Origin of the sequence: Pantoea sp. PNA 14-12 (assembly GCF_004364735.1) — a bacterium.
GTDB classification, from domain to species: Bacteria; Pseudomonadota; Gammaproteobacteria; order Enterobacterales; family Enterobacteriaceae; genus Pantoea; species Pantoea stewartii.
The window spans coordinates 188,077-211,066 of the sequence record NZ_SOAJ01000007.1 but is presented as its reverse complement, the minus strand read 5'-3'; the positions used below and the strand labels follow the sequence as shown (position 1 = coordinate 211,066).

23 protein-coding genes are annotated in these 22,990 nt (G+C 54.4%); 8 read left to right on the top strand and 15 right to left on the bottom strand.

Annotated elements, in window-relative coordinates; genetic code table 11:
- Positions 1–19: 19 nt before the first annotated feature.
- Positions 20–1,825 (bottom strand): glutathione-regulated potassium-efflux system protein KefB, encoded by a 1,806-nt coding sequence (gene kefB / locus C7434_RS20515; protein WP_006120566.1) that lies wholly within the window; start codon positions 1,823–1,825, stop codon positions 20–22.
- A complete protein-coding gene (gene kefG / locus C7434_RS20510) occupies positions 1,826–2,377 on the bottom strand; it encodes a glutathione-regulated potassium-efflux system ancillary protein KefG (protein WP_006120565.1) in 552 nt (183 codons plus the stop codon).
- A gap of 111 nt (positions 2,378–2,488) precedes the next feature.
- Here kefG and C7434_RS20505 point away from each other — a divergent pair, with 111 nt between their 5' ends.
- A complete protein-coding gene (locus C7434_RS20505; protein WP_033741542.1) occupies positions 2,489–4,393 on the top strand; it encodes an ABC transporter ATP-binding protein in 1,905 nt (634 codons plus the stop codon).
- Between the two features lie 53 nt (positions 4,394–4,446).
- Here the strand turns inward: C7434_RS20505 and tauD are convergent, their stop codons facing one another.
- Genes tauD through tauA form a run of 4 tightly spaced genes read right to left on the bottom strand, consistent with a single transcriptional unit; the run spans position 4,447 to position 7,865 of the window.
- Positions 4,447–5,286 carry a taurine dioxygenase gene (tauD, locus tag C7434_RS20500; RefSeq protein ID WP_033741543.1) on the bottom strand — a complete coding sequence of 280 codons (840 nt, stop codon included), beginning with the start codon at positions 5,284–5,286 and terminating at the stop codon, positions 4,447–4,449.
- Positions 5,283–6,113: a taurine ABC transporter permease TauC gene (gene tauC, locus C7434_RS20495; RefSeq protein WP_006120562.1), complete on the bottom strand. Its 831-nt coding sequence runs from the start codon at positions 6,111–6,113 to the stop codon at positions 5,283–5,285. The genes tauD and tauC overlap by 4 nt, the downstream gene beginning before the upstream one ends.
- Positions 6,110–6,877, bottom strand: coding sequence for a taurine ABC transporter ATP-binding subunit (tauB, locus tag C7434_RS20490; RefSeq protein ID WP_033741545.1), 768 nt, complete (start codon positions 6,875–6,877; stop codon positions 6,110–6,112). Before tauB ends, tauC begins: the two co-directional genes overlap by 4 nt.
- Positions 6,878–6,887: 10 nt before the next feature.
- The gene (gene tauA, locus C7434_RS20485; protein WP_033741547.1) at positions 6,888–7,865 is read right to left on the bottom strand and encodes a taurine ABC transporter substrate-binding protein; all 978 of its coding nucleotides are present in this window, start codon (positions 7,863–7,865) and stop codon (positions 6,888–6,890) included.
- A gap of 235 nt (positions 7,866–8,100) precedes the next feature.
- Between tauA and C7434_RS20480 the strand changes: the two genes are divergently transcribed.
- A complete protein-coding gene (locus C7434_RS20480; RefSeq protein ID WP_006120559.1) occupies positions 8,101–9,081 on the top strand; it encodes a LacI family DNA-binding transcriptional regulator in 981 nt (326 codons plus the stop codon).
- Between the two features lie 2 nt (positions 9,082–9,083).
- Here C7434_RS20480 and C7434_RS20475 read toward each other — a convergent pair whose 3' ends face one another.
- Entirely contained in the window at positions 9,084–9,686 is a 603-nt protein-coding gene (locus tag C7434_RS20475; protein ID WP_033741549.1) for a LysE family translocator, read from the bottom strand.
- A gap of 52 nt (positions 9,687–9,738) precedes the next feature.
- Here C7434_RS20475 and C7434_RS20470 point away from each other — a divergent pair, with 52 nt between their 5' ends.
- From C7434_RS20470 to C7434_RS20460, 3 genes are all read left to right on the top strand, one after another.
- Positions 9,739–10,755 (top strand): hydrolase, encoded by a 1,017-nt coding sequence (locus C7434_RS20470; protein WP_006120557.1) that lies wholly within the window; start codon positions 9,739–9,741, stop codon positions 10,753–10,755.
- 4 nt (positions 10,756–10,759) lie between these two features.
- Positions 10,760–10,978, top strand: a complete 219-nt coding sequence (locus tag C7434_RS20465) for a YheU family protein (RefSeq protein WP_033741550.1) — start codon at positions 10,760–10,762, stop codon at positions 10,976–10,978.
- A gap of 61 nt (positions 10,979–11,039) precedes the next feature.
- A complete protein-coding gene (locus C7434_RS20460; RefSeq protein WP_033741552.1) occupies positions 11,040–11,909 on the top strand; it encodes a phosphoribulokinase in 870 nt (289 codons plus the stop codon).
- A 29-nt stretch (positions 11,910–11,938) separates the two neighbouring features.
- Here C7434_RS20460 and C7434_RS20455 read toward each other — a convergent pair whose 3' ends face one another.
- Entirely contained in the window at positions 11,939–12,343 is a 405-nt protein-coding gene (locus C7434_RS20455; protein WP_033741554.1) for an OsmC family protein, read from the bottom strand.
- Positions 12,344–12,645: 302 nt separating this feature from the next.
- Between C7434_RS20455 and crp the strand changes: the two genes are divergently transcribed.
- Together crp and C7434_RS20445 are read left to right on the top strand one after the other, a co-directional pair.
- A complete protein-coding gene (crp, locus tag C7434_RS20450; protein ID WP_000242758.1) occupies positions 12,646–13,278 on the top strand; it encodes a cAMP-activated global transcriptional regulator CRP in 633 nt (210 codons plus the stop codon).
- Between the two features lie 58 nt (positions 13,279–13,336).
- On the top strand, positions 13,337–15,412 hold the full coding sequence (locus C7434_RS20445) for a YccS/YhfK family putative transporter (RefSeq protein ID WP_033741557.1): 2,076 nt from the start codon (positions 13,337–13,339) through the stop codon (positions 15,410–15,412).
- A 1-nt stretch (position 15,413) separates the two neighbouring features.
- On the opposite strand, the gene C7434_RS20440 is transcribed toward C7434_RS20445, so the two are convergent.
- From C7434_RS20440 to ppiA, 5 genes are all read right to left on the bottom strand, one after another.
- A complete protein-coding gene (locus tag C7434_RS20440; protein WP_033741559.1) occupies positions 15,414–16,634 on the bottom strand; it encodes an aspartate aminotransferase family protein in 1,221 nt (406 codons plus the stop codon).
- 88 nt (positions 16,635–16,722) lie between these two features.
- Complete coding sequence (locus C7434_RS20435; protein WP_006122311.1) at positions 16,723–17,298, bottom strand: aminodeoxychorismate synthase component II; 576 nt, start codon at positions 17,296–17,298, stop codon at positions 16,723–16,725.
- Positions 17,299–17,459: 161 nt separating this feature from the next.
- The gene (locus C7434_RS20430) at positions 17,460–18,059 is read right to left on the bottom strand and encodes a putative adenosine monophosphate-protein transferase Fic (protein WP_006120990.1); all 600 of its coding nucleotides are present in this window, start codon (positions 18,057–18,059) and stop codon (positions 17,460–17,462) included.
- Complete coding sequence (locus tag C7434_RS20425; protein ID WP_006120991.1) at positions 18,049–18,219, bottom strand: YhfG family protein; 171 nt, start codon at positions 18,217–18,219, stop codon at positions 18,049–18,051. Before C7434_RS20425 ends, C7434_RS20430 begins: the two co-directional genes overlap by 11 nt.
- Positions 18,220–18,297: 78 nt before the next feature.
- Complete coding sequence (ppiA, locus tag C7434_RS20420) at positions 18,298–18,870, bottom strand: peptidylprolyl isomerase A (RefSeq protein WP_033741562.1); 573 nt, start codon at positions 18,868–18,870, stop codon at positions 18,298–18,300.
- A 259-nt stretch (positions 18,871–19,129) separates the two neighbouring features.
- Here ppiA and tsgA point away from each other — a divergent pair, with 259 nt between their 5' ends.
- Entirely contained in the window at positions 19,130–20,308 is a 1,179-nt protein-coding gene (gene tsgA / locus C7434_RS20415) for an MFS transporter TsgA (RefSeq protein WP_006120993.1), read from the top strand.
- A gap of 36 nt (positions 20,309–20,344) precedes the next feature.
- On the opposite strand, the gene C7434_RS20410 is transcribed toward tsgA, so the two are convergent.
- Positions 20,345–21,628, bottom strand: a complete 1,284-nt coding sequence (locus C7434_RS20410; protein WP_133745869.1) for a cytosine deaminase — start codon at positions 21,626–21,628, stop codon at positions 20,345–20,347.
- A 354-nt stretch (positions 21,629–21,982) separates the two neighbouring features.
- A complete protein-coding gene (trpS, locus tag C7434_RS20405) occupies positions 21,983–22,987 on the bottom strand; it encodes a tryptophan--tRNA ligase (RefSeq protein WP_033741566.1) in 1,005 nt (334 codons plus the stop codon).
- Positions 22,988–22,990: the final 3 nt, after the last annotated feature.

Sequence of the window (22,990 nt, the reverse complement as noted above, 5' to 3'; positions counted from 1 at the left end):
TTCTACCTGTGTCTTTTGATTACTGATCGTCATCCCAGTCATGGAACTGACGTCGTTCATGCTGCATTTCACGCTGAAAAATGTCTTCCAGTTCACGTCGCGCCTCGCGGACACGGGAAATCTGCGCCATATCAGAGTGGACAGGCATCAGCTCCCGCAACATGCGCATATCCAGCCGGCGGAAGTGTTGCTGTGCCCGATGAGCCTGATGAGGATGCATTCCCAGCGACATAAGCGTTTTACGCCCCAGTTCCAGCGCACTGGAAAAAGTTTCGCGTGAGAACTGCGTCACGCCCGCCTGCAGCAGTTCGTGGGCTTCCACACGACCACGGGCACGCGCCATAATCTGCAAATGCGGAAAATGTTGCTGGCAGAGATGCACAATCGTCATCGCATCTTCCGGATTGCTGCAGGTAATGACGATTGACTGCGCATCAGCCGCACCCGCCGCTCGCAGCAGTTCCAGCTCCGTTGCATCACCATAGTAAACCTTGTAGCCGTACTTGCGCATCAGGTTGACCGCACTAATATCACGCTCCAGTACGGTGATGCGCTTATTGTTTGCCATCAGCAAACGGCCCACTACCTGACCAAAACGTCCGAAGCCCACCACAATGACCTGCGGCTGATCGTCCTCAACGAAGGGTTTTTCAGTGTCTTCATCGCTTTCATTAAAGCGACGCGCCAACAGCCGATCAATTGCCTGCATAAGCAGCGGCGTGGTCATCATGGACAGCGTCACGGTAACCAGCAGCAGCGGCAGTTGGTCGCCCGAGAACAGTCTGGCTGACGAGGCCGCCGAGAACAGTACAAAAGCAAACTCGCCGCCCTGACTCAACACGCCGGCAAACTGCTGACGTTCAGAGCTGCGTAAGCCATAGATTCGAGCCAGCACATACAGCACCAGTAACTTGACCGACACCAGCGTCAGTACGCCCAGTAAAATGGCGATAATGTGGGTATAAAGCACCCCGAGGTTCAGCGCCATGCCCACCGAGATAAAAAACAGCCCCAGCAGTAAGCCTTTGAACGGCTCGATCGCCACTTCCAGCTCATGACGGTATTCACTTTCCGCCAGCAGAATCCCGGCGATAAAGGTGCCTAACGCCATGGATAACCCCAGCGCATCCATAAACAACGCGGAGCCCAATACCAGCAGCAGCGAGGCGGCGGTAAATACTTCACGCACGCCTGAGGCCGCGATGTAGCGAAAAATGGGGCGCAGTAAATAGCGGCCCCCGACGAGCATGCCGGCAAACGCCAGGACCTTCATGCCCACTTTCATCCAGTCGACGCTGCCGCTGTCATTCCCGGCCAGAAGCGGAATCAGTGCCAACGCCGGAATAACAGCCAGATCCTGAAACAGCAGCACCGAAAACCCTAGCTGGCCCGCTTCGCTGCGGTTCATGCCCTTGTCCCGCATCAGCTGCAAGGCCATCGCCGTTGATGACATGGCCAGACCGATCCCGCCGATTACCGCCGCGCGCCAGTCAAAGTTTGTCAGCCACAGCAATGCGCCAAGAATGGCGGCGGAGAAAATCACCTGCGCGGCACCGATACCAAAGATAGAACGGCGCAGCGCCCACAACTTTGCCGGGTTCAGTTCCAACCCGATGATAAACATCAGAAAGACAACGCCCAGTTCAGAAAAGTGCAGAATCTCGTCGACGTCACTAATAAATCCCAGTCCCCACGGACCAATGGCAATACCGGCCAGTAAGTACCCCAATACTGCGCCAATCCCCAGGCGAGCCGCTACCGGTACAATCAGCACCGCCGCAAAGAGATAGATGACTCCTGCGGTCAGCAGCGTTTGTCCTTCCATTTATAACCCTCCATTCGGCAGCGGTGCTGCCAGCCAGTCGCTATAGGCACGGGCATATTTTTTGAGTAAATCAGGTTGCTGACGGCGCGCCCAGTAAATAATCATCGGCGACATCCAGTGCATACGGCACATCTGTGCGGTCAGCTCAAAAGGTCGCAAAATGTCATTCATGGAATAGCGGTTCAGTCCGTGCTGCTGAAAGGCCGTTTCAGGTTCGCCGGTTGTGACGATACTGCGCCAGTACTTTCCTTCTAATGCGTTTCCGTCTATGCCGTTGGCAAAACCCCGGGACAACACGCGATCTAACCACTCTTTAAGTAACGCCGGGCAGCTGTAGGTATAGAGAGGATGTTGAAAAATAATCACATCATGCTCACGCAGTAGCTGTTGCTCATGGTGGATATCGATAAAAAAATCCGGATAGGCGGCATAGAGGTCATGAACGGTAACATGCTCAAGGGGCCTGGCCGCGTCCAGCAAAATACGATTTGCGATGGAATCCTGCGCTTCCGGATGAGCAAAAAGCAGCAAAATCTTAGGTGGCTGCGACATCCTTTCCCTCCAAAGCGTCGTCATTGGTGCGGATTTCCGCTACCATGCACAACGCAACAAAAACCCAATTATGTTGCACGTAAATTAACATATTCTGACGATACGGCGCTTATGATTGTCTTTTCTGCCCTACAAATTCGCCGCGGTGTTCGCGTCCTGCTCGACAACGCTACCGCCACCATCAATCCCGGCCAAAAAGTCGGGCTGGTGGGTAAAAACGGCTGTGGAAAATCCACCCTGCTGTCGTTGCTGAAAGGTGAGATCACCAGCGATGCGGGATCGTTTACCTTTCCCGGTAACTGGTCGCTTGCCTGGGTGAATCAGGAAACGCCTGCCCTCAGCCAGGCCGCCCTTGACTATGTCATCGATGGCGACCGTGAATACCGCCATCTTGAAGCAGAACTGGCAGAGGCCAACATCAGAAATGACGGAAATGCCATCGCCCTGATTCACGGTAAGCTCGATACCATTCAGGCCTGGACGATTCAGTCGCGCGCCTCAAGCCTGCTGCACGGGCTCGGATTCAGTCAGGAACAGCTTCAGCGCCCGGTCAGTGATTTTTCGGGGGGCTGGCGCATGCGTCTTAACCTGGCCCAGGCACTGCTGTGTCGATCGGACCTGTTGTTACTCGATGAACCGACGAACCACCTCGATCTGGACGCCGTGATCTGGCTGGAACGCTGGCTAAAAAGCTATGAGGGCACGCTGATTCTGATCTCGCACGATCGCGATTTTCTCGATCCGGTGGTGGACAAAATTATCCACATCGAACAGCAGACGATGACCGAGTACACCGGTAACTACAGTTCCTTCGAACGCCAGCGCGGCGCGAAACTGGCCCAGCAGCAGGCGTTATACCAGAGTCAGCAGGAAAAAGTGGCGCACCTGCAAAAATATATTGATCGTTTCCGTGCACAGGCCACCAAAGCCAAACAGGCGCAAAGCCGTATTAAGATGCTGGAACGGATGGAGCTGATTGCGCCAGCCCATGTGGATAACCCGTTTAGCTTCAGCTTCCGCGCGCCCGAAAGCCTGCCGAATCCGCTGCTGAAAATGGATAAAGTCACCGCGGGCTATGGCGATCGCATTATTCTGAACGCCATTAAACTTAACCTGGTGCCGGGATCGCGCATTGGCCTGCTGGGTCGCAACGGTGCCGGCAAGTCAACGCTGATTAAGCTGCTGGCGGGCGAACTCGCCGCCAAAGCGGGCGAAATTGGCCTGGCGAAAGGGATCAAGCTGGGTTACTTCGCTCAGCATCAGCTGGAGTTCCTGCGCGCCGATGAGTCGCCTTTACAACATCTTTCACGGCTTGCGCCGAAAGTGCTCGAGCAGCAGTTACGGGATTATCTGGGCGGCTTTGGCTTCCAGGGCGATAAAGTCACAGAGGTAACCGAACGCTTCTCTGGCGGCGAAAAAGCGCGGCTGGTGCTGGCGCTGATTGTCTGGCAGCGCCCCAACCTGCTGTTACTGGATGAACCCACCAACCACCTCGATTTGGACATGCGTCAGGCATTGACTGAGGCGTTGATTGATTTTGAAGGCGCACTGGTTGTCGTATCGCACGATCGCCATCTGTTACGTGCCACCACCGATGACCTCTATCTGGTGCATGATGGCAGCGTTGATGTGTTCCCGGGCGATCTGGAAGATTATCAGCAGTGGCTGAGCGACCTGCAAAAACAGCAAACGCAAAATGAGGCCGCGCCTAAACAGAACAATGGTAACAGTGCTCAGGCCCGTAAGGATCAAAAGCGTCGTGAAGCCGAGCTGCGAACGCAGACCCAGCCCTTGCGCAAAGAAATCGAGAAGTTAGAAAAACAGATGGCGAAGTGGCAAGCCCAACTGGCCGACGCTGAACACCTGCTGGCAGACAGCGCGCTGTACGAACACAGCCGCAAGGCTGATTTAACGGCTGCCCTGCAAAAACAGGCTGAGAGTAAATCGGCGCTGGAAGAGGTGGAAATGGCCTGGCTGGACGCGCAGGAAAAACTGGAAGCGATGCTCGCCTCCTGACAGAGGCGGCATCACCTTTCGTCACAACCGTACCGGTGTACTCGCGGTACGGTTCAGTAAGGCTTATCGCCTAATACCGTGGCGCGCTGCATCACTCTTCGGGCCGGATAGTAATCGGCATTGGCGTAGTGCTGAGTGACGCGATTGTCCCAAATCGCCAGGTCATTAGGCTGCCAGCGCCAGCGCACCTGAAACTCCGGTTTCGTGCTATGCGCAAACAAAAAGCCCAGTAATGCATCGCTCTCTTTCTGACTCAGCGTCAGAATTCGGGTTGTAAAACCCTCATTGACGAACAACGCTTTTTTCCCACTAACCGGATGCGTCCGGATAACAGGATGCTGCACAGGTGGGTTTTTCGCCGCAGCCTGCCGCCAGCGCTGGTGTTCCTCTTCTGTCTTACGGTGTTTATATTCCGGAAACGACTTTGTAAAATCGTGCTCCGCATAGAGTTCAGACAGCAAGGTTTTGAAGGGAGCAGACAGCGCCTCATACGCCGCAATACCGCTGGTCCATAACGTATCCCCACCCGCCTCCGGCAAGACTTTGGACGCCAGCAGCGCCACAGCCGGAGGCGTCTGAATGAACGTCACATCGGTGTGCCAGTTATCATTATCCGGAGGATTATCCTGATGCGTATCCAGGACAATGATCTCTTCCACGCCCGGCGCATGCGGATAAACCGGATGGATATGAAGATCGCCAAAGCGAATGGCCAGCGCACGATGCTGCTCGGGCGTGATCACCTGATCACGTAAAAACAGTACCTGATGACGCAGCAAGGCGTGATAGAGCTGCTCAAACTGCGCGTCACTGAGTGGACGCGAGACATCAAGGTTGCCGACCTGCGCGCCGATAAAGGGGCCCAGAGGCGTAATCGCTAACTTTTCGTTCATTTTTGCTCTCCGTTCCAGGGCGTCAGACGGCGCTGTAGCGCACGCAGACCCAGTTCTAAACTACATGCCACAATGGCAATCACCGCGATCCCTGCCAGCACCACATCCGTTGCCAGAAATTCCCCTGCCGACTGCACCATAAAGCCCAGCCCACGCGTGGCAGCAATGAGCTCGGCGGCCACCAGCGTTGACCAGCCCACACCTAATCCAATGCGTAAGCCGGTCAGTATCTCTGGCAAGGCACCCGGCAGGATGACCCAGCGCAGCCGTTGCCAGCGATTCGCCCCCAACGATGCCGCGGCGCGCAGACGAACCTGCTGTGCGTTGCGAACACCGGCCACAGTCGACAGCACTATCGGGGCAAAAATCGCCAGCGTGATCAGCAGTATTTTCGATGTTTCACCAATACCGAACCAAATGACCATCAACGGTAAATACGCCAGCGGCGGCACGGGCCGATAGAGCTCAATCAGGGGATCGATCAGGGCACGTAAAACCGGGCTGACGCCCATCGCAATGCCCACCGGAATGCCTGTTAATGCCGCCGCGCTGAGCGCAATCAGCATGCGCGTCAGGCTGGCTGACAGGTGCTGCCACAACGTCGCGTCCATAAACCCCTGCGGACCGGCAACGCTCAGTAACTTACTCAGCACCTGCTGCGGCGACGGCAGAAACAGCGGCGCAATGAGCCCCAGTGTGGTCACGCTCCACCAGATGAACAACAGCACAAGCAGGCTCACTGTGCTCAGCGTGGCCGTCAGGGAGAAAGGCCAGCGCAGGCGACGACGCCGGGCGCGGGTCGGCACATCGTTAATGATCGCACTCATGCAAATGCCTCCCGTTGTGCAAATACCCGGTTCAGCACATATTCCCGTTGGGCGATGAAATCGGGATCAGACTTGATGCTGCGGCAGGGTTCGCCGTCCACGAAACGCTGGCCAAAATTCAGCGTCAGCGTTTCCTGTACCCGACCGGGCCCCGGAGAGAGCAGCACCAGCTCGCTCGCCAGAAAAATGGCTTCTTCAATGTCGTGCGTAATCAGCAGGATCTGTTTACCGCTGTCCTGCCACAGCCTTAACAGCAAGGTCTGCATTTGTTCACGGGTAAACGCATCAAGTGCGCCAAACGGTTCATCGAGCAGTAACAGGCGGGGATCGGCAGCCAGCGCGCGGGCGATGCCAACGCGTTGACGCTGTCCGCCAGATAACTGCCAGATATGCCGCTTTTCAGCGCCTTCCAGCCCGACATTTTTTATCATCTGCCGTGCAAGGGCTTCACGCGGCTGGCGCGCCATACCGGCAATCTGTAATCCGAAAGCGACGTTATCCAGCACATTCCGCCAGGGCAGCAGGCCTTCATGCTGAAACACCACGCCGCGATCGGCGCCTGGCCCCTGAATTGCCTTGCCGTCCAGAGAAATACTGCCGGACTCGACCGGTAAAAACCCGGCGATCAGATTCAGCAACGTGGTTTTGCCACAGCCTGACGGTCCCAGCACAACGACCAGCGCGTTATCCTCCACGCGCAGTGAGATGTCCTGTAATACCGGCTGTCCGCCATAGCTCGCGTTCAGATGGGCTATTCGCAACATGACGATGTCCTCAGGGCTTGACCAGGGGCGCAACAAAACGACTCGTGACAAAGGCGCTGTAATCATTACCGGCCTGCGGCACCTTGCCCTGTTCTTTCAGGAATTGCGCCGTGTCCACGATGGCTTTGTTCACCGGCTGCTGCAGTTGCGCCACCTGCTGGGCGGCGGTCAGATAGGTGTTGCCCTTAACCAGTCCAGGAATTTGTTGCTCGGGCACGCCGCTTAAGCGCGAAAGTTTACTGAGGTTATCAGGCTGTTTAAGCCACTGTTCGGGATGGTCCAGGTAGGCTTTCTGCGCCTCAATAGCGCTACGGGCAAAGGCGGTCACGATATCCGGATGCTGCTGCGCGAAGTCTTTGCGTACCACCCAGACATCAAGTGTCGGTGCGCCCCAGCGCCCGACCTGCGACGAATCCGTTAAAACGGTGCCATCTTTCTCCAGTTCATTCACCGCAGGTGCCCAAACGTAAGCACCGTCAATGTCCCCGCGTTGCCAGGCCGCCACAATCGCAGGCGGTTGCAGATTGACCAGTTGAACCTGAGACGGCTTAATCCCCCAGTGTTTTAATGCCGCTAACAAGCTGTAATGGGTGGTCGAAATAAAGGGCACGGCGATCCGCTTGCCGATCAGGTCCTGGGGACGGGTGATTGTTTTCTTCACGACCAGCGCTTCAGAATTGCCTAACTGAGAAGCCAGTAAAAAGGCTTCGATGGGAAGCTGCTGCGTTGCCGCAACGGCCAGTGGGCTGGAACCAATATTGCCAATCTGGACATCGCCTGATGCCAGCGCACGAAGCACGCCTGACCCGCTATCGAATTTGCGCCATTCGACCGTCGCACCGCTCTCTTTGGCAAACGTATTATCCGCCTGCGCCACCTTAGCGGGTTCAGCGGAGGTCTGATAAGCCACCGTTACGTTGACCGCGTTGGCCTGAAACGCCAGCACTGACAGGACCGCCGCCAGAATCGTGAGTCGCCCTTTTTGCATGATTTTTCCCCATCATTTTTATGATGTGGGCAGTGTTGCTGGCAGAAGTAATTTCATAAAGGAATTAAAAGTTATCCCTAATAGAAAGAAATTCTTAGATCATCATCTGCAATAGATTGCCGTTATACGCAAATTAAATTTCAGACAAAAAGCCATAAATTTGTCAGGCGCTCACATCCTGGTTGTGCTATTGATATGCGCTATTATTTGCTCCCCGGTGAGGCTTGCGAGTTCGATGTCGATCGACAAAGTTGCCCTGTTAGCTGGCGTGTCTAAAGCCACGGTATCCCGCGTGCTTAACGCGCATCCTGGGGTAAAAGCAGATACGCGACAGAAAGTGCTGGATGCCATTGCCACAAGCGGCTATCAGCCAAACCTGCTGGCGCGTCAGTTGCGAACCTCGCAGAGTCATATGCTGCTGGTCCTGATCTCCGATATCACGAACCCTTTTTGCTCCCGAGTTGTTCAGGGCATCGAAGCTGAAGCAGAAATGCACGGCTACCATATTCTGCTGTGCAATTCGGCCTCACAGTTTAAACGTGAGTCGGCCTACCTGACCTTACTGACCGGCAAGGTGGTGGACGGCGTGATTACGATGGATGCCGCCGCCGGGCTGCAAAGCCTGATCGATATTATCGGTGATGCGCCCTGGATTCAGTGTTGTGAGTTTGATCCCGAGATTGCGGCCTCGTCCGTCTCTATCGATCATCTGGACGCCGCACGTGATACCGTTCATTATCTGGCCGGCCGGGGCCGTAAGCGCATTGCACTGGTGAATGGCGATATGCGTTATCTCTATTCTCAATATCGCGAACAAGGCTATCGAGAGGGCGTTGCGCAATCGGGGTCAGACTGGACGAATGTCGTCTATACCGAAGGCATTACCTGCGAAGAAGGCAGTCGGGCATTGCAGGAATTGTTGCGTTTAGCGGAGCCGCCGGATGCGGTATTTGCCGTGTCTGATGTGCTGGCGGTTGGCGTGGTGCATGCAGCGCTGGAGGCGGGCCTGCGTGTCCCGGAAGACCTTGCCGTCGTGGGGTTTGACGGCATTCCCTTTACCAGCAGCCTGAATCCACCGTTAACCACCATCGAACAGCCCATGTATCAACTGGGCGCGCGCAGCGTGCAGCTGTTGCTGAAAAAAATTCGCCAGCCGCACGCGCCGGTTGTTCGCGAAGTGTTGCCCTGGACGCGCCTGGAGCGCGCATCCAGCTAAGCTCAGTGCCAGATCAGCAATACGCAGGCCGCCGTTAACAGCCCCATGCTCAGGTTAAAGCGTTTCCAGGCGCGGGGACTACGTAAAATACGGCCGATCATCGCACCAAAGCCCATCCAGATAACGCCTGCAACCAGATTGACCATAACCATGCCAAGACTGATTAACAGGACAGAATGGCGATAGCCCGCACCGGCCAGACTAAAACTGGCGACGGCACCCAGCGCCATGAGCCAGGCTTTGGGGTTAATCAGTTGTAATAAGCCTCCCTGCCAGAACGGCATAGGTGCGACAGGCGCCGCATCGGTTTCCAGCTTCTCATAGGCTGCGGTGGCAATCTTCCAGGCCAGCCACAGCAGGTAAAGGCTACCGGCAATTTTCAGGATGAGATGCAGGGAGGGATAAAGCAGTATCAATCCACCCACGCCAAACGCTACCAGCAGCAGCATTAGCTGCATGCCGATCATAATGCCGATCATCAACGGGAGGGTGCGCAAAAAACCAAAATTGGCCCCCGAGGCGGTGAGTAACATATTATTAGGTCCGGGTGTAATCGCCGCGACCCAAAGAAAGCCTAATAATGATAAAAACAGACTGAGTTCCATTAACCCGGGTTCTCCTCCCTTAGTGAAAACTTATCGAAGCTAACAGTGTGATATGGAACAGACAAGCCTTTACAACATGAAATTTTCGGGCCCTGACGACGCGGCGTTCATTCCCCTGCCCGGTCTGGGCAACCCGCACCTGCAAACCATTCTGCCGCGGTTGATACGGCGGACGAAAAGGTTAACGCCACACTGGCAGCGGCTGGATTTACCTGACGGTGACTTTGTTGATTTGGCCTGGAGTGAAGATCCTCAGTTTGCCCGGCATAAACCGCGCGTGGTGCTGTTTCATGGCCTGGAGGGAAGTTTCCACAGTCCCTATATTCATGGCCTGATGCTGCAGTGCAAACAGCGTGGCTGGCTGGCGGTAGTAATGCATTTTCGCGGCTGCAGCGGTGAGCCGAACCGTCTGAACCGGATATACCACTCCGGTGAAACCGAGGATGCGCGTTTTTTCCTGCACTGGCTGACGACGCGCTGGGGCCGGGTGCCCACAACTGCTGTCGGCTTCTCGCTGGGCGGGAATATGCTCGGTTGCCTGTTAGGCCAGCAAGGTGATGAAGCCCTGATTGACGCGGGCGTGATTGTGTCTGCGCCCCTGATGCTGGAACCCTGCAGCGCCCGACTTGAGCGCGGCTTTTCACAGGTTTATCAGCGTTACCTGTTAAGCCAGTTAAAAAAGAATGCCCAGCGTAAACTGCGGGCCTGGCCCGACACGTTGCCGGTGAACCTCATTCAGCTTAACGCCCTGCGCCGTCTGCGGGACTTTGACGACGCGATCACGGCCCGGGCGCATGGTTTTGCCGACGCCACGGATTATTACCGTCGCGCCAGCGCTATGCCGCGACTTAAGTTCGTGACAAAACCGCTGCTCATCATCCATGCAAAAGATGACCCGTTCATGAGCGATGAGGTGATCCCGCAGCCTGCGCAATTATCTGCCACTATTACCTATCAGCTGACACAGCAGGGTGGGCATGTTGGTTTCGTCAGTGGCACCCTGCGTCAGCCTCGGTTGTGGCTGGAGCAGCGCGTGCCACAGTGGATTTCCTCTTATCTGGATAACTGATTCTGTGATTATTCCCTGGGAACAGGTTTCCCCCGAAACCCTTGAAAATCTTATCGAAGCGTTTGTTTTGCGTGAAGGCACGGATTACGGCGAGCAGGAGCTCAGCCTGACGGAAAAAGTCGCCGATGTGCGTCGTCAGCTGGAGCAAGGCGAGGTCGTTCTGGTATGGTCGGAACTGCACGAGTCGGTCAACATCATGCGCAAAAGCGAGTTTCGTGGCTGATGCAACGAACGGAAAATCGTGCTAACAATGCTCATCGCCCGACGTCACAGAGACTTCAACTATGTCTGCACGCCATCCGATTATCGCGGTAACGGGCTCCAGCGGTGCGGGAACCACCACCACCAGCCTGGCGTTCCGTAAAATTTTTCAGCAACTCGGTTTGCACGCTGCCGAACTGGAAGGGGACAGTTTTCACCGCTTTACCCGACCCGAAATGGACATGGCTATCCGAAAAGCGCGCGATCTGGGGCGACATATCAGCTACTTTGGCCCGGAGGCGAATGATTTTGGCCTGCTGGAGCAAACGTTCATCGAATACGGCGAACACGGTAAGGGCCAGTCGCGTAAGTATCTGCACACCTATGATGAAGCCGTTCCCTGGAATCAGGTTCCCGGCACCTTCACGCCCTGGCAACCGTTACCACCGGATACGGATGTGCTGTTTTATGAAGGCTTGCACGGCGGCGTGGTGACTGCACAACACAATGTGGCGGAAAAAGTCGATTTGCTGGTCGGCGTCGTGCCCATCGTCAACCTGGAGTGGATTCAGAAACTGGTGCGCGATACCAGCGAGCGTGGCCATTCACGCGAAGCGGTGATGGATTCGGTAGTGCGTTCCATGGAAGATTACATCAATTTCATTACGCCGCAGTTTTCACGAACCCATATTAACTTTCAGCGCGTCCCCACGGTGGATACCTCTAATCCCTTTGCCGCGCGCACCATCCCTTCGCTGGATGAAAGCTTTGTGGTTATCCACTTTCAGGGGCTGGAAGACATTGATTTTCCCTATCTGCTGGCCATGCTGCAGGGATCGTTTATTTCCAATATCAACACGTTGGTGGTACCCGGCGGCAAAATGGGACTGGCGATGGAGTTAATTATGGCGCCGTTAGTAAAACGGCTCATGGAAGGGAAACGGATTGAATAACCACAGAGGCCAGCCTGGCCTCTGTGAGATTACAGCGCGATCACTTCGTAGCTGTGGGTAATGTTGACGCCTTTGCCTAACATGATGGCGACAGAGCAATATTTTTCCGCTGACAGATCGACAGCGCGTGCCACGGCTTTATCCGAAAGTGCGTTGCCGCTGACGATAAAATGCAGATTGATATGGGTAAAGATGCGGGGGGCTTCTTCCCGACGTTCAGACGATAGTTTCACTTCGCAATCAACCACATCGTTGCGGCCTTTTTGCAAAATTGACACAACGTCAATGGCGCTGCATCCCCCTGCCGCCATCAGCACCATCTCCATGGGGCTCGGCGCTTTGTCGCCAGAATTGCCATCCATCAGTACCTGATGGCCGGACGATGATTCCCCCAGGAATGTTAACCCTTCAACCCATTTGACGCGTGCCTGCATAATTTTGACCTCAGAATACCCTGTTTTGGCTCAGCGTACGCTTTTGCCTGGGAAACAGCAATCCAGAGAAAACGCCATCTTGCTGAAGCGAGACAACACAAGACAGTCGACGTAAGCTGTGCTACAAACAGAGCTGAAAATATTTTTCGTCATCCGAAGACGAAGCCGGGAAGAATGATGCGCACTGCGCCGAATGCAGCCCGAATAATTTCCTGAATGGAAAGACGCTTAACGCTTACATCGCCTGGCAGGGAAACAGAGCCCTGTATTTTGGGCACGATTACAACAGAGGATAATAGCGAATGGTTCTCGGCAAACCGCAAACAGACCCTACACTTGAATGGTTCCTGTCCCATTGCCATATTCACAAGTATCCATCCAAAAGTACGCTCATTCATCAAGGTGAAAAGGCGGAAACGCTTTACTACATCGTTAAAGGTTCCGTTGCGGTACTGATTAAGGATGAAGAAGGCAAGGAGATGATTCTGTCCTATCTGAATCAGGGCGACTTTATTGGTGAGCTTGGCCTGTTCGAAGAAGGTCAGGAGCGCAGCGCCTGGGTACGTGCGAAAACCGCGTGCGAAGTGGCAGAGATTTCCTACAAAAAATTCCGTCAGCTGATTCAGGTGAATCCGGACATCCTCATGCGCCTCTCCTCGCAAATGGCGCGCCGTCTGCAGGTCACATCGGAAAAAGTGGGCAACCTCGCGTTCCTTGATGTCACCGGTCGCATTGCGCAGACGTTGCTCAACCTGGCGAAACAGCCGGACGCCATGACGCATCCTGACGGCATGCAAATTAAAATTACGCGTCAGGAAATTGGCCAAATCGTGGGATGTTCACGTGAAACCGTGGGACGTATTTTGAAGATGCTGGAAGACCAGAATCTGATCTCCGCACACGGCAAAACAATTGTTGTTTACGGCACGCGCTAAGCTTTATTCTTCACGGCATAATGGCAACGTTATGCCGTGAATTATTTGCGTTGAGCCGATGTGGCGAAGAATAATTTATCACCCTGAAGTTAACTATGCCCTGCGCCAGACACTGGTGTTGTGTCTCCCCGTCGCGCTCGGCTGGCTGTTTGGCGATCTGCAAAAAGGATTGCTGTTCTCATTGGTGCCTGCCTGCTGCAATATTGCCGGTCTGGATACACCCCACAAACGCTTCTTTAAACGCCTGATTGTCGGCGGCAGCCTGTTTGCCCTGGGTAGCTTACTGATGCAGTGGCTTCTGTTTAAAGACGTGCCCTTACCGCTTATTCTTTTCGCCCTGCCTTTGCTGCTGGGCGTGACAGGTGAAATCAGCCCACTGCACGCACGGTTACTCCCTGCCACACTGATCGCAGCGATATTTACCACCAGCCTGATTGGCCGCATGCCCATTTACGTACCGCCCCTGCTCTACATCGGCGGTACGCTGTGGTATGGCCTGTTTAACTGGTTCTGGTTTTGGCTGTGGAAAGAGCAGCCAATGCGTGAAAGCCTGAGTCTGATTTACCGCGAACTGGCGAACTATTGTGACGCCAAGTACACCTTGTTGACGCAACTTACCGATCCGGAGAAGGCGCTACCACCGTTGCTGGCGCGGCAACAAAAAGCAATCGACCTCATCAACACCTGTTATCAGCAGATGCATATGCTGTCCGCCAGCCGCGATCACAGTCATAAGCGACTGACCCGCGCTTTTCAGGTCGCACTGGATTTACAGGAACACATTTCTGTCAGCCTGCATCAGCCAGAAGAAGTGCAAAAACTGGTAGAACAAAGCCATGCTGAGGCCGTGATTCGCTGGAATGCGAAAACCATTTCCGCCCGTTTACGTGAGCTGGCAGACAACATCCTGTACCACCAACTGTCCAGTCGCTTTGATATGGACAAGCAGCTGGGGGCACTGGAAAAAATCGCCCGTCAGCACCCGGACAATCCGGTAGGAAATTTTTGCCTTTATCACTTCAGCCGCATCGCACGGGTACTGCGTACACAAAAGCCCCTTTATCAGCGTGATTTGATGGCGGATCGCCAGCGCCGTTTACCGCTTCTGCCCGCACTCAGAAGCTATCTCTCGCTGCGCTCTTCTGCCCTGCGCACGGCCGGACGTTTTTCTGTGATGCTGATGCTGGGTAGCGGGCTGGCGCTGTTCTTTTCGATTCCCAAACCCTACTGGATTCTGATGACCATTATGTTTGTCAGCCAGAGTAACTACAGCGCCACACGGGTGCGTATTCAGCACCGTGCGCTGGGCACCTTTGCCGGGCTGGTGATTGCGGCAGCCTCGCTGCGGCTGGATGTCCCTGAACCGCTGGTGTTGAGCATCATGCTGGTGATTACCTTTATCAGCTATCGCTTTACCCGCCAGTTTTACGGCTGGTCGATGGTGGGGTTCACGGTCACCGCGGTATATACCCTGCAACTTCTGTCACTTAACGGCGCACAATTCTTACTGCCGCGCCTGCTGGATACCCTGATGGGCTGCCTGATTGCGTTTGGCGGAACGTTATGGCTTTGGCCGCAATGGCAAAGTGCCCTGCTACGACAGAACGCACATGATGTGCTTGAGGCTTTCCAGGACGCGTTACGCATGTTGCTTGGTCCGGAACAGTCTCCCGAGGTACTCGCCTATCAGCGCGTTAACGTTAATCAGGCCCACAATGCAGTCTTTAACTCACTAAATCAGGCGATGCAGGAGCCGGGGTTTAACGCACGCTATTTACAGGATATGCGTTTATGGGTCACGCACAGCCAGTTTATCGTTGAGCACATCAACGCCATGACGATTCTGGCACGCGAACATACCATGCTGCCGCCTACGCTGGCGGAGCACTATCTGCAATGGTGTGAAATTGCGCTGCAGCGTTGCCAGCAGCGGCTTGAATATGACGGCGAAAGTTCGCAAACCGATCTGTTACAGGGGATTGAAGACATCAACGAGGGACCGGTCACAGTACTGGAGCAGCACATCAGGCGCATTCTGGATCATCTTAAGGTGATGCACACGATCTCATCGCTGGCGTGGAACCAGCGACCGCATCATGGTCGCTGGCTGATTCGCAGTCTGGGTCGAAAATAACTCAGGCAGCCAGGACTTTCCCGACCGCTTTGGCAAAGCGCGCCATGCCTTCTTCAATATCGGCGGGTTCAATAATCAGTGAAGGGGCAAAACGCATCACATCCGTACCAGCCACCAGCACCATAACGCCTTCAGCCGCGGCGGCATTGAGGATATCGCGTGATTTTCCGGCATGTTGCGGCTTCAGGGCCGCGCCTACCAGTAAGCCTTTGCCGCGAATATCGCTAAACAGATCGTAACGGGCATCAATCGCCTTGAGTGCCTCGACAAATTGCTGGCGACGGGATTCCACGCCGTTCAGCACGTCTGGCGTATTGATCAGATCCAGCGCGGTTTCAGCAATCGCACAGGCCAGCGGATTGCCACCATAGGTGGTGCCATGCACGCCAGGAGCCATCGTTGACGCCACCTCCTCAGTGGTCAGCATCGCGCTGACAGGAAAACCACCGCCCAGCGCTTTCGCCGAAGTCAGAATGTCTGGCGTGACGCCGTAGTGCTCATAAGCAAACAGCTTACCGCTGCGCCCCATACCGCTCTGAACTTCATCCAGCACCAGCAACGCCTGATGTTTATCGCAGAGCTCACGCAGCCCCTGCATAAATTCTGGCGTGGCCGGCATGACGCCACCTTCACCCTGAATGGGCTCAACGACAATCGCACAGGTGTGGTCGTCGATAACGGCTTTCACTGCCGCCAAATCGTTGAATGGCACATGCACAATGTCAGCGGGTTTCGGGCCAAAACCGTCGGAATATTTTGGCTGGCCGCCTACCGTGACCGTAAACAGCGTCCGGCCATGAAAGGCATTATGGAAGGCAATAATTTTGCTTTTAAACGGGCTATGACGTTTACAGGCATAATAACGCGCCAGCTTAAACGCGGCCTCGTTGGCTTCTGCGCCGGAGTTGGCAAAAAACACTCTGTCCGCGAAGGTGGCGTTAATCAGTTTGCTGGCCAGGCGCAAAGCCGGTTCATTGGTGAACACATTGCTGGTGTGCCACAGGGTTTCGCCCTGTTTCTTCAGGGTTTCAATCAGCGCCGGGTGACAATGGCCCAGCGCGGTAACGGCAATCCCACCCGAGAAGTCGATATACTCTTTACCCTGCTGATCCCACACCCGGCTTCCTTTGCCTTTTACCGGTACAAACTGCGCAGGTGCATAAACAGGCAAAATAACCTGATCGAACGTTTCCCGTGTTACCGCAATGTTTTCCGCTGCCATTGACAACCTCGCAAACTGATGAGTTGATTCATGATGAAATAATAATCATGAAATATGCATAAAAAATCACTTAAAGGCAAACACAACTTTACTGTTGCAGGAAATTAGCGAGCAGTTGATGTCCCTGTTCGCTGAGGATACTTTCAGGATGAAACTGCACGCCTTCCAGTGCCAGCGTTTTATGACGGATGCCCATAATTTCGTCGGGCTGACCGTCACGTAAACTCCATGCGGTGACGTCAAATTCATCAGGCAGCGTATCGGCTTTCACAATCAGCGAGTGATAACGCGTTACGGTCAGCGGTTGATTCAGACCGCGAAATACACCACAGCCGTTATGCTGAACAGCAGACGTCTTACCGTGCATGACTTCGCGCGCACGCACGACCTGCGCACCAAACACCTGGGCGATGGCCTGATGCCCCAGACAAACGCCCAGCACCGGCAGGCGACCGGCGAAGTGGCGAATGGCCTGTAATGAGATCCCGCTCTGATCGGGCGTACAGGGGCCGGGTGAAATCACCAGGTGGGTTAACGGCAACGCCGTCATTTCATCCAGAGTGATGGCATCATTTCTTACCACCTGAACGTTCGCGCCCAGTTGGCAAAAATACTGGTACAGGTTCCAGGTGAAAGAATCGTAATTATCAATAAGCAGCAGCATGGTTATGATTTCAGGCAGATCAGAAGGATATGTACAAGGCCCGGCATCCGGAATGAGGACCAGAGCCGTATCTTATCATGCGGTGTGACGTGAGTGTGATGTGAGGAAAACAGACTACCATGCGCAGGGAGACGCGCTCGCCTCCCTGGCGGGAACGGGGTTCAGACAGGATGCGCTTCGCTGACGATGCTGGCAAAGACGTCTTCCAACGGTTGTAAATCCCCTGCCGCACCGGCCTGACTGGCGCTGACCCACTCTTCCGGATTCAGTTTTTCCCATTCCAGCAGGTAACCTGCATGCAGGGCCAGTTGCTCAAAGAAAATACGCTGCGCCCGGCCATTACCTTCGCGAAAAGGATGAAGCATATTGATTTCGCAATAATACCAGGCGACGCGTTTCGCAAACTCAGCTAAAGGCAGATCGGCCAGGCCGTTCTCTTCTTCTAGCGCGGCCATGAGTGCATTACCCTCTTTTTCGATATATTCGAAGTGACAAAAAGGGGTTTCGTCGCGCCAGATGTCCAGCGTGCGGAGTTCGCCAGCCCAACTGTAGACATCCTGAAACAGCGTACGGTGAATGTGACACAGGTAAGGCAGGCCGATTTTGGGTGGGCCCAGTTCAAGTGTGGCAAGCCGGGCGGCGCTAAAGCTCAGTTCTGCTTTACGTAACTGTGCCTCATCATGAATATCGAGACGGTTTTTGAGGACCGTGTCGTTTTGCCACAGGTAGGGATCCTGCGTGACGGCAGTATTAGCAGCCATATTGCCTCCTTAATGAGGCCAGACGGGCTTCCGCCTCTTCACCCTTAACCTCCGGTTCCGTCAGGGTAAAGCCTTCAAGCCGACAGCTTGCCCGATAGCTGGCATTCCGCCGCTGTCGCCAGAGCGCTGCCTTCTGTTTGTCTGTAAGTGTATTTGCCATACCGCCTCCTGCTCAGGTTTGCCCTAAGTATAAGAGCAAATTTTCCCTTTGCCGGAAACGGGATGGCAATCAAGACAATCAGGGCAGGACTTTTGCCGACAAAATGACCACCGGCTTGACGGGAACATTCTGGTAAGGCCCGACATCTTTGGTTGGCACCTGAGAGATTTTGTCCACGACGTCCTGGCCCTTCACGATCTTACCAAAGACGGCGTAGCCAAAATCGCGCTGACCATGATCCAGAAAGGCGTTGTCAGCGACGTTCAGAAAGAACTGGCTGGTGGCGCTGTCTTTGTCGGAGGTGCGCGCCATGGAGATGGTGCCGCGCAGGTTGCGCAGACCATTATCCGCTTCATTTTTGATCGGCGCATTGGTTTGTTTTTGCTGCATTTCATTGGTAAAGCCACCGCCCTGAATCATAAAACCCGGGATAACGCGGTGAAAAATCGTGTTGTTGTAAAAACCACTGTTAACGTAATCAACGAAGTTTTTAACGGAGATCGGTGCTTTTTGATTATTCAGTTCGAGTTCGATGTTACCGGCAGAAGTGGTCAGCAGGACATGCGTATCACCTTTGGCCGCTAAAGCTGAGGCAGAAACAGAAGAGAGCGCTAACAGGGCAACTGCCGCTGTCAAAGTACGTTTAAACATGAGTAATTCCTTACTTTGGAGAGCTAGCTCAAAAACGATATTGATTGTAAAGAGCATGTAATACAAGAGCCAGCGTTTTACCTATATTTACGCTAAACGCACCCAAAAACGCCTGAAAAAGATTGCTTCCGCTTCGTGACTAAAATCACAGTATTGATGAAATGAATGACAACAGTTTTCACTCTTAGTTTATTAAGATCACGGTTCCGTTTACAATTTCTGCCGCTTCAGCGCTCCCGCTTCCCAACAGGTTCAGAACATGACAAATCGTAATCGTATCGGCCTTACCTGGATTAGCTTTCTTTCCTATGCGCTCACCGGTGCCCTGGTGATTGTCACCGGTATGGTAATGGGTGATATCGCGAAAGATTTCCAGATTCCCATCGACAGTATGGGTAACACCTTCACTTTCCTGAACAGTGGCATCCTGGCTGCCGTTTTCCTTAATGCCTGGTTGATGGTCATTGTGCCGCTCAAACGCCAGTTGATTTTTGGCTTTGTGCTGATGGTATTAGCCGTTATCGGACTGATGACCAGCCGGGATCTGTCGGTATTTTCGCTGTGCATGTTCGTACTGGGCGTCGTCAGTGGTATCACCATGTCGATTGGGACGTTCCTGATTACCCACATGTACGAAGGCCGCCAACGGGGTTCACGCCTGCTGTTCACGGACTCCTTCTTTAGTATGGCTGGCACCATTTTCCCGATTCTGGCCGGCATTTTACTGGCACGTCATCTGCCGTGGTACTGGGTTTACGTCTGCATTGGCGTCATTTACGTCGGTATTTTTATCATGACGTTATTCGTGGAGTTTCCGGTTCTGCGTAAGCCAGAGAACAGCCCAACGGTTGAAAAAGAAAAATGGGGACTGGGCGTACTGTTACTGGCGATTGCCGCCTTATGCTACATTCTTGGCCAGCTCGGCTTTATTTCCTGGGTGCCTGAATATGCCACCAAAGTGATGGGCATGAATATTGATGATGCCGGTCAACTGGTAGGAAGCTTCTGGACCGCTTATATGGTCGGCATGTGGGTATTCAGCTTCCTGCTGCGCTTCTTCGATCTGCAACGTATTCTGATGGTACTGGCAGGACTGGCCACGGTGCTGATGTACTGGTTCGTAAGCAGCCAGGATGCAAGCATGTTGCGGTGGATTATTCTGACGCTGGGCTTCAGCTCAAGCGCGATCTATACCACCATCATTACGCTCGGCTCTCTACAAACCAAAGTCGCGTCTCCCAAGCTGGTTAACTTTATTCTGACCTGTGGCACCGTGGGTACCATGCTGACCTTCGTCGTTACGTCACCCATTGTGAAAAACAGCGGCGTGCACAGCGCGCTGCTAACGGCAAATGGCCTGTACGCCGTGGTGTTTATCATGTGTGCGTTGCTGGGCCTGGTGACCAAACACCGCTCGCACGGTCATATCACGCATTAATCCTCTCAGGGCGGCGGCAACGCGCCGCCCTTTGCTTCAACGCCTGAAGGTCACCGCTTCCCACGTTTCCAGACAGATTTTGCTCTCTGAGGGCTGCGTCGCCGCGATGACCTTTCCACGCCGAAGCGAATAACGCACCGGCACCTGCCGCCTGACCGCATCAAAACCGTTTTCTGCGGGCAGAATGATAAAACTGGCGTCATGACCACGCTGAATACCGTACTCTGCTAAATTCAGCGTGTTGGCACTGTTGCGTGTAATCAGATCGAGCCCGGCATTAATTTGCTCGTACCCCATCAGCTGACACACATGTAATCCCATATGCAGCACCTGAAGCATATTGCCTGTACCCAGCGGATACCAGGGATCGAACACGTCGTCATGGCCAAAACAGACGTTAATCTCCGCCTCCAGCAGCTCTTTCACCCGGGTAATGCCGCGGCGTTTGGGATAGCTGTCAAAGCGACCCTGTAGGTGAATATTCACCAGGGGATTGGCAACAAAGTTGATGCCGGAGAGCTTCAGTAAGCGAAACAGACGAGAAGTATAAGCCCCGTTATACGAGTGCATCGCTGTGGTATGGCTTGCCGTGACGCGCGCACCCATCCCGTCACGGTGTGCCAGCGCGGCAACGGTTTCGACGAAGCGTGACTGCTCATCGTCAATTTCGTCACAGTGCACGTCCACCAGCCTGTCGTAACGGTTGGCCAGCGCGAACGCTTTATGCAGGGATTCCACGCCGTACTCCCGCGTGAACTCAAAATGGGGAATCGCGCCGACGACATCCGCGCCGAGTCGCAGCGCTTCTTCAAGTAGCGCTTCGCCATTAGGGTAAGACAGAATGCCTTCCTGCGGGAACGCCACGATTTGAATCGTGATCCAAGGTGCCATCTCCGCTTTCAGTTCCAGCATAGCCTTGAGGGCGGTTAACGTCGGATCGGACACATCCACATGCGTGCGCACAAACTGTATGCCATTCGCGATCTGCCATTTCAGCGTTTGCATCGCGCGCCGTTTTACATCCTCATGACTTAATAAGGCTTTCCGCTCTGCCCAGCGCTCAATACCTTCAAACAGCGTGCCGGACTGATTCCAGGCCGGTTCACCCGCCGTTTGGGTGGTATCCAGGTGAATATGAGGCTCAATAAAAGGCGCGTACGCCAGGCCGCCTTCCGCATCGAGTGCTGCGCCCTCGGCTGACAGCTGCTGAGGCTGCGCCGTGATGCGGGCGATTTTTCCTTCCACGATCTCTATCTGCCACAGCCCTTCCCGGGTGGGCAAACGCAGATTGTTTATCCAGCGAAGTGGTGCTGTTGTCATTCCGGGCTCCTCATGCGTTAAGCGCTGCGAAGTAAAGCTAACACGATCTCTCTGCCCTGCTCCAGATGACTTTATTCGTTATTTAAATCACTTAGCGCGTACGAGGCCGAACCGGCGCCCTGCCTCTGCGGACAGGTCAGGCGCGGGAGCAAAAGGTCGGGGACGAATAAGATGACATGATTACCGAAAGCGAAACGCAAGAAGGGTTGGCACACGTTCCGCTCCGTTTGCGCGTGGTACCTGGCCGTCATTTTCCTTTGTCGGCAGCGTGGTCAGCCTGCGCCGCCCATTACGCCGGGGGGGGAAATCAAAACGGCGAGCCTTCGCTCGCCGTTTGACTTACAACGTTACCGATCAGGGTTGAGAAACAAATCCGACCGCTTCATAGACTTTTTTCAGGGTTTCCTGCGCCTGGGCACGGGCTTTCTGTGCACCGTCACGCATCACCTTTTCCAGCAACGCCTCGTCGTTGCGGAAGCGATGATAACGTTCCTGCAGGTCTGTCAGCATGCCCGATACGGCTTCTGCGACCGCGCCTTTCAGGTGCCCGTACATTTTGCCTTCGAACGCCTGCTCCAGCGCGGTCACCGGCGTACCGGTTACGCCTGACAGGATGTCCAGCAGATTCGAGACGCCCGCTTTCTCTTTAATGTCATAACGGATAACCGGCGGCTCTTCAGAGTCGGTCATCGCACGCTTAATCTTTTTAACCACCGATTTGGGATCTTCAAGCAGGCCGATCACATTGTTGCGGTTATCATCCGACTTAGACATCTTTTTCGTCGGTTCCAGCAGCGACATCACGCGTGCGCCTGATTTTGGAATGAACGGCTCCGGCACCTTGAAGATATCGCCATACAACGCATTAAACCGGCTCGCAATATCACGGCTCAGCTCAAGATGCTGTTTCTGATCTTCACCCACCGGTACCTGCGCGGTCTGGTAAAGCAGAATGTCAGCAGCCATCAGCACCGGATAACTGAACAAACCCGCGTTGATGTTTTCTTCATAGCGTGAGGATTTGTCTTTGAACTGGGTCATGCGGCTCAGCTCACCGAAATAGGTGTAGCAGTTCAGAATCCAGCTGAGCTGCGTGTGCTCCGGCACATGCGACTGAACAAAGATGGTGCTCTTCTCGGGATCGATGCCGCAGGCCAGATAGAGCGCCAGCGTATCTAAGGTGGCTTTACGCAGTGCAACCGGATCCTGGCGCACGGTGATGGCGTGCAGATCGACGATACAGTAAATGCAGTGGAAATCGTCCTGCATCTGCACCCACTGACGCAGCGCACCCATATAGTTGCCAATGGTCAGTTCGCCGGACGGTTGTGCGCCGCTGAAAACGATGGGTTTGCTCATGCT